Origin of the sequence: Streptomyces sp. NPDC058964, assembly GCF_042741275.1 — a bacterium.
Taxonomy (GTDB): domain Bacteria; phylum Actinomycetota; class Actinomycetes; order Streptomycetales; family Streptomycetaceae; genus Streptomyces.
On record NZ_JBHYKH010000491.1, the window covers coordinates 1 to 6,852 of the forward strand.

8 protein-coding genes are annotated in these 6,852 nt (G+C 71.0%); 3 read left to right on the forward strand and 5 right to left on the reverse strand.

Translation table 11 applies throughout. The features are described 5' to 3' along the window. Positions 1–74: 74 nt before the first annotated feature. Both ACFW2E_RS38025 and ACFW2E_RS38030 read left to right on the forward strand, forming a co-directional pair. On the forward strand, positions 75–1,664 hold the full coding sequence (locus tag ACFW2E_RS38025) for an oleate hydratase (protein ID WP_384473960.1): 1,590 nt from the start codon (positions 75–77) through the stop codon (positions 1,662–1,664). A 129-nt stretch (positions 1,665–1,793) separates the two neighbouring features. Then, positions 1,794–2,090 carry a hypothetical protein gene (locus ACFW2E_RS38030; protein WP_384473963.1) on the forward strand — a complete coding sequence of 99 codons (297 nt, stop codon included), beginning with the start codon at positions 1,794–1,796 and terminating at the stop codon, positions 2,088–2,090. An 87-nt stretch (positions 2,091–2,177) separates the two neighbouring features. On the opposite strand, the gene ACFW2E_RS38035 is transcribed toward ACFW2E_RS38030, so the two are convergent. From ACFW2E_RS38035 to ACFW2E_RS38055, 5 genes are read right to left on the reverse strand one after another with little or no spacing between them, the layout of a single operon-like run. After that, the gene (locus tag ACFW2E_RS38035; RefSeq protein WP_384473964.1) at positions 2,178–3,347 is read right to left on the reverse strand and encodes a PAS domain S-box protein; all 1,170 of its coding nucleotides are present in this window, start codon (positions 3,345–3,347) and stop codon (positions 2,178–2,180) included. 39 nt (positions 3,348–3,386) lie between these two features. Then, complete coding sequence (locus ACFW2E_RS38040; protein ID WP_384473967.1) at positions 3,387–4,421, reverse strand: SpoIIE family protein phosphatase; 1,035 nt, start codon at positions 4,419–4,421, stop codon at positions 3,387–3,389. Positions 4,422–4,443: 22 nt separating this feature from the next. Further along, complete coding sequence (locus tag ACFW2E_RS38045) at positions 4,444–4,857, reverse strand: anti-sigma regulatory factor (protein ID WP_384473970.1); 414 nt, start codon at positions 4,855–4,857, stop codon at positions 4,444–4,446. An 11-nt stretch (positions 4,858–4,868) separates the two neighbouring features. Continuing rightward, on the reverse strand, positions 4,869–5,255 hold the full coding sequence (locus tag ACFW2E_RS38050; RefSeq protein WP_151474892.1) for an STAS domain-containing protein: 387 nt from the start codon (positions 5,253–5,255) through the stop codon (positions 4,869–4,871). Next, positions 5,252–6,472 carry a PAS domain S-box protein gene (locus tag ACFW2E_RS38055; protein ID WP_384473973.1) on the reverse strand — a complete coding sequence of 407 codons (1,221 nt, stop codon included), beginning with the start codon at positions 6,470–6,472 and terminating at the stop codon, positions 5,252–5,254. The genes ACFW2E_RS38050 and ACFW2E_RS38055 overlap by 4 nt, the downstream gene beginning before the upstream one ends. A 196-nt stretch (positions 6,473–6,668) precedes the next feature. Here ACFW2E_RS38055 and ACFW2E_RS38060 point away from each other — a divergent pair, with 196 nt between their 5' ends. Beyond that, a complete protein-coding gene (locus ACFW2E_RS38060) occupies positions 6,669–6,791 on the forward strand; it encodes a hypothetical protein (RefSeq protein ID WP_384473976.1) in 123 nt (40 codons plus the stop codon). The last annotated feature ends 61 nt before the right edge of the window (positions 6,792–6,852 follow it).

Consider the following 6,852-nt stretch of genomic DNA (forward strand, 5'->3'; position numbering starts at 1 on the left):
GCACGTCCGGCACGCAGGCTATTGATCACTTTTGGGCCGCCGGTGAGGTCCGGGCGGCAGAACGGAGGAACGTCATGACAGACGCCCAGCAATCCCAGGCCTACCTCGTCGGAGGCGGCATCGCCTCGCTCGCGGCCGCCGCCTTCCTGATCCGTGACGGCGGCTTCCCCGGCGAGCACATCCACATCCTGGAGGAGCTCCCGGTCGCCGGCGGTTCCATGGACGGCAGCGGCGAGAGCGCCGGGTACGTCACCCGGGGCGGGCGGATGCTGGAGGAGGAGGCGTACACCTGCCTGTGGAACCTCCTGGAGACGATCCCCACGCTGACCGACGAGACGGTGTCGGTCAGGCAAGAGATCCGGGCATTCAACGCCAAGTGGCCAACCGACGCCAAGGCCCGCCTGATCGGCACGGGTGCCACGATCCTGGACGCCTCCGACTACGGCCTTGACACCCGCGACCGCCTCGAGCTGACCCGGCTGCTGGTGCTGCCCGAGGCGGTCATCGGGGCCCGCCGGATCGAGGACTTCTTCTCCCCGCACTTCTTCGACACCAACTTCTGGGCGATGTGGCGCACGACCTTCGCCTTCCAGAACTGGCACAGTGCCATCGAGCTCAAGCGCTATCTGCTGCGTTTCATGCAGGAGTTCCCGCGCATGCACACCCTGTCCGGGGTACGCCGCACCCGCCTCAACCAGTACGACTCGATCATCCGGCCGCTGAGGGCCTGGCTGGAGGGCCACGGCGTGCGCTTCGAGTACGGCGTGCGGGTCACCGATGTCGACTTCACCACCGACGGGCAGGGCACTCGGCGCGTCCGCCGCCTGCACGTCGAGCGCGCCGGGCAGCCGGACACGTACGACCTCGCCGACACCGACTACGCGTTGATCACCATTGGCTCGATGACCGCCGACGCCGCCCACGGCAGCGACACCGCCGCGCCCGAGCTGATCCGCGACAAGCGGGACGGCGGCTGGCGGCTGTGGGAGACCATCGCCGCCAAGGCCGACGACTTCGGCCGTCCCACCGCATTCACCGGCAACGTCGACGAGGCCAAGTGGGAGTCCTTCACGCTCACCATGCGCAGCCCCCAGTTGTTGCACCGCATCGAGGAGCTGTCCGGCAATCTCCCCGGCACCGGCGCGCTGATGACGTTCAAGGACTCCAACTGGCTGATGTCGATCGTGGTGCCGCACGCCCCGCACTTCGAGGACCAGCCGGAGGACGTGTACACGCTGTGGGGCTACGGCCTGTTCGTCGACCGGGAGGGCGACTTCATCGGCAAGCCGATGGCGCAGGCCACCGGCCGCGAGATCCTCACCGAACTCCTCGGCCACCTCGGCCTGTCCGACATCGAGGAGCAGGTCGCCGCGACCACGACCGTCATCCCGGTGATGATGCCCTACATCACCAGCCAGTTCGCCCCACGCACCGTTCACGACCGTCCCCTGGTCATTCCGCGCGGTGCCGCGAACTTCGCCTTCCTGGGTCAGTTCGCGGAGATTCCGGAGGACGTGGTCTTCACGGTCGAGTACTCCGTGCGCGGCGCGATGCACGCCGTCTACGGCCTGCTCGGCCTCGACGACCACGAGATCCCCGGCATCTACCACGCTCTGGCCGATCCGAAGACGGCCTTCGAGGTGCTCAAGGCCGCCCTGAGCTGAGGGGATGATCCCCGGAGTGGTCGGCAGGAGCCCCACCAGGAGGACCGGTAGCAGCATGCGCCTGGCAAGGACTTCGTTCTCGGTGGTGACCTGTGGCCGACGCACGACCGAGACGTTGACCCGGATGGCGTGTTCATTGCCTCGCAGGACACCCGGCCGGTCCGTCTCGATCGCGGCATGGCGGAAGCCGTCGGCCAGGTCGCGGGCGCAGCAGCCGGCGAGGCCGCGGCCGAGCCGCACGCCGCATGCGGAGCAGACCGGTCTGTCGAGCGCGGCTTCGACCGCCCGCCAGTAGTGGCGGTCGGGTTCGGCCGCCACCATCTCGGCAAGCGCGACTTCCTGGCCGCTGCTGACGTCCCAGGGTGCAGAAAGGCAGACCGTTACCCGGTGGTGATCGCGGGTTCTGCGCCGAAGGGTTCGTGCTGAGTCGCGTACTTCCTCGGGGGCAACGGGAAAAACGCAGGACCCGTGTCGCGTATGCGGGTCGTGCCCTCCGGTGCGGGCCGGTCGGATTCAGGGGGTGAGGGAGGAGCCCTTGGCGGTGAGGGGGATGCGCCAGCGCAGGCGGGTGCCGCCCTCGGCGCGGCTGGTCACCTCGAACGTGCCGCCGAGTTTCTCGGCGCGGCGGCGCAGGTTGGTCAGGCCGCTGCTGCGGGTGACGGCCGGGTCGATGCCGCGGCCGTTGTCCGTGACGTCCAGGAGCAGTTCGCCCCCGGCGCGGACGGCGACCCGGGCGGCGGAGGCGTGGGCGTGGCGGGCGACGTTGGACAGGGCTTCGCGCAGCACGGCGAGCAGGTGTGCGGCCGTCTCGTCGGGCAGGGCGGCATCCACGGGACCGCCGAACTCGACCGTGGGGGCGAAGCCGAGCCGGTCCTGTGCGGCGGTGGTCTCGTCGAGGACCTGGGCGCGCAGGCTGGCCGCCTTCTGGGTGGGCTGGTTGAGGTTGAAGATGGTGCCGCGCAGCTCCCGGATGGTGGCGTCGAGTTCGCCGATCACGTTGTGGATGCGGGAGGCGGTGTCGGGCTGGGTGATGCGGGTGGTGATGCTCTGCAGCGCGAGGCCTGCGCCGAAGACCCGCTGGATGACCATGTCGTGCAGGTCCCGGGCGATGCGGTCGCGCTCGTCCATCACCTCGCGGTCGGCGCGAGCGGCGGCCAGCTCGGCCTGGGCGGCGACCTGGTGGGTGATGTCCCGCGCGACCGTGGAGAAGCCAATCAGGTCGCCACCGGCGTCGCGCATCGGCGAGACGGTGACGGCCACGTCGACTTCGCTGCCGTCGCCGCGCAGCCAGCGGGTCTGGTAGGAGTCGGCGTGCCCGTGGGAGCGGATCTGCTCCACCACGGCCCGGTAGGCGTCGAAGGCCGGCCCGGTCATGAGCCTGTCGATCGTCTGGCCGAGAATGTGCTGCTCGGTGTGGCCGAACAGCCGCTGGGCGCCCGGGTTCCAGGTCTGGACGAGGAGGGCCGGGCTCACCGCGATCATGGCGTCGTCGGACGAGGCCACGATGGCCGCGAGCCGAGCCTCGGCCGCCCGGACCGCCTCCAGCTCGGTGTGCAGCGCGATCAGGCCGCGGTTGGTGTCGTCCAGCTCCTGGCTCAGCTCGTCCGCCAACTGCGCGCGGCGCTCCAGTTCGGCCTGCCGCCCGGCTATGTCGGCGGTCCGGGGAGTGTGTACGTCCCCCATGCCTGACCGCCCTTTCGCCCGGTGACAGGAACCGGCTCATCATGCCATGTGGGTGACCTGGCGGACCACGAGCACCGTGGCGTCGTCGGTGGGGCGGCCGTACTCGCGGTGCAGTACGGCGGCGATGAGCGACGGGTGGTGGTCCAGCAGGCGCGGGTGGTCCTCCAGGTTCCAGCCGGAGCGGATCCCGTCGGATACCAGGACGAGCGCCGATCCCGGCTCCCAGGGGCCGTGCTGCAGGCGAAGAGACGGAACGGGCAGGTGCGTGCCCAGGGTGCCTGGGCGGTCCAGCAGGTGCACGGACCGGGTGCCGGTGACGACGCGGCCGGTGATGTTGCCGACAGCCGCGTAGGCGAACTCGCGGCGGGCGGGGTCGATCAGGCAGGCGCCCAGGACGCCGCCGCGGGTGCCGCGCATCGCCTCGTGGGTGTGCCTGAGGAGCCGGTCGAGGTCGGTGACGGGGGAGTGCTCGAAGCTGGTGATCGCGGCGCGGGCCGCCGCGGCGGCGCCCGGGCCGTGGCCGAGTCCGTCGACGACCAGGGCGGCCGTCGGCCGGCCGGGGGTGACGGCCCAGGCGTCCCCGGACTCGCCGTCACCGCCGAGGGGGACGTTGATCCCGCCGAAACGCCACCCCGTCGGCGCGCCCGGTTCGGGGCTGCTGCCGAGCCGGGCGTAGACGACGGTGCCGCGCCGGGTCGAATACCGGTCGAACTCGACGGCGTTGCGCCGGACGACATTCAGCCCCGCGCCCAGTCCGCCCCCGCGGTAGGGAGGTGGCACGGTGGACGAAACCGACCCGGCCGGTGGGCCAAGCGCCGCAGCGGTCATCCCCGGGCCGTGGTCGACGGAGATCAGCTCGATCCCGTCGCCCGTCTTGCGGGCCAGCACATACCCGCCCGGCAGGGCGTGGCGGATCAGATTGGTGCCCAGCTCGGTGGCGACCAGTTCGGCCACGCCCTCGCGCAGCGCGTGCTGTCCGGCCGCCAGCCTGGCCACCGCCCGGCGCAGGGCGCCGACGTCCTCCTCGGCGCCGATGGTGTGGCGGCGGTGTTCGCTCTCGCTCAGTGCCGCCACGTCCTCGTCGTCATCATCGGTCTCACCGCTGCCATTTCACGATGACCACGGTGGTGCCCGTTCCGGCCTCTGAAGTGAGGGTCATGTCGTCCACCAGCCGCCGCGCTCCCGGCAGGCCCAGCCCGAGGCTGCCCCGGGTGGAGAAGCCGTCGGTCAGCGCCGCGTCGATGTCGGCGATGCCCGGTCCGTCGTCGGCGAACGTGGCCCGCACCCCGCGCCGGCCCTGCCGGTAGACCTGCTCGACGCTGATCCGGCCGCGGTGGCCGGTGGCGTAGTAGAGGATGTTGCGGGCCAGCTCGCTGCCGGCCGTGATCAGCTTCGTCGCATCCACCAGATTGAGCCCCACCTCCTCGGCCTCGGTTCGCAGCACCTTGCGCACCCGGATCAGGTCGGCCTCGTCGACGATGTCGAAAACGGACGGCTCCCGGTCCGTCACGGCACCGGCGGTCACAGGCGGCCCGTGCCTGTATCGGCGCGCCGCAGCCGCTCCAGCAGGGCCAGGCCCTGTTCGGCATTGAGCGCGGTGTCCAGGTGCCCCATCTGCACGCCGAGTTCCACCAGGGTGATGGCGACCGCCGGCTGTATCCCCACCACGGCCGCCTGCGCGCCCAGCAGCCGGACCATCGCCACGATCCTGGCCAGTACCCGGGCGATGAACGAGTCGACCACGCTGAGTCGGCTGACGTCGATGAGCATGCCCGACGCGCCGGTGCGCGCGACCTCCCGGGTGAGCTGCTCCTCGATCTGGACCACCGTGGTGTCGTCCAGGTCGCCCTGCAACGCCACCAGCAGGGTGTCACCGATCTTCATGACCGGAACCACGTCGTCGGTCACTGCGGCTCCCCGGACGTCAGGGCCCGGGCTGCCGTCGCCGCGGTTCCGGCCCGCTCGGCCAGCACCGCCAACGCCAGCTGCAGCGCGTCCTGCAGCGTGTTGCGGGAGCGCAACCGCCCCATGTCGATGCCCAGATGCACCATGGACTGCGCGGTCTCCGGCCGCACCCCGCTCATGATGCTCACCGTCCCCATCAGCCCCGCCGCCTGCACCGTCTTCAGCAGGTGCTGGGCGACCTGGGTGTCGATGGTGGGCACCCCGCTGATGTCCAGGATGGCGACCTCGGCCTGCGTCTGCGCGATCTTCTCCAGCAAGCCCTCGGTCAGCCGGGTGGCCCGCAGCGTGTCCAGAGTGCCGATGATCGGCAGCGCGAGGACCTTGTCCCACACCTGGATGACGGGCGTGGACAGTTCCAGGATCTCGTCGCGCTGCCGCAGGAGGCGCTGCTCGGTCTCCCGGCGCTCGGTGACGTCCCGGATCGCCGCCACCACCAACCGCCCTTCCGCGGTCTCCAGGGGGCTCAGGCTGATCTCGACGGGGAACTCGCTCCCGTCCCGGCGCATCCCGGACAGCTCGAGTCCCGCGCCCATGGGCCGCAGCCGGGGATCCGAGAGGAACCCGTTGCGGTGGCCGACGTGGCGGCCGCGGAACCGGGGCGGCACCAGCACCTCGATCTCGCGGCCCACCAGCTCGGCCCGCTCGAAGCCGAACAGCGCCTCCGCCTGCCGGTTGACCAAGACGATCCGCGCGTCTGCTCCGACGATCACCATGGCGTCCGGGGCCGACTCCAGCAGACCGTGGAACAGCGACTCGACCCGCGCGCTCTCGGTGGCGTCCTGGAAGACCTTGACGAAACCGGTCACCGCGCCCGCTTCGTCGCGTACCGGCGTCAGGGCGATGCGGGCCAGGAACCGCTCACCGTTCTTGCGGACCCGCCAGCCCTGGAACTCCCGCCGACCGTCCTGACGGACCGACTCCAGTTCCTGCTCCATCACGGCGGCGGTGCGGTCCTCCTCGGTGTGCAGCACCGACGCCGACCGCCCGAGGACCTCGCTCTCCGCATAGCCGGTCAGTGCCTCGGCGGTGCGGCTCCAGCGGACCACGTCCCCGCCCGGCCCCAGCCTGACGATCGCCTGGTCGGTGACCGCGTCCAACATCGCCTCGAGATCCCGCAGGTCAGTCTGCGGATCCTGGTGGCCTTCCGGTGGCGTCGTCATGCTCGGCCCCGCCCTTCGCATCGTCCATCCCCCAGCCGGGCAGCGTGCCTGGTGGCGCTCTGATCCCAGCGCGGCCGATGCTACCCGGCCTCCACCGCAGCTGATCCTGACACCCGGCACACCGCACCGATCAAGGTCCGTGCATCGCCGACCACGACGCCGGCACCCCGGGGGCGCCGGACGCCGTCCCGCGCCCATGTCCACGGCTCCGGCCGCAACCCGAAGGCCATCTCTCAGGACTCATGCGCTGCCGGCGTACCACCAGCAGACGAAGAACCTGCTGGTGTCGTACTCGCCGAAGAAGCTGGGCTTCTTCTAGCCCTGGGAAATGGGCGCCTGTCCAGGGAAGATGCCTGTCAGGCGCCCTTCTCGGCGCACGC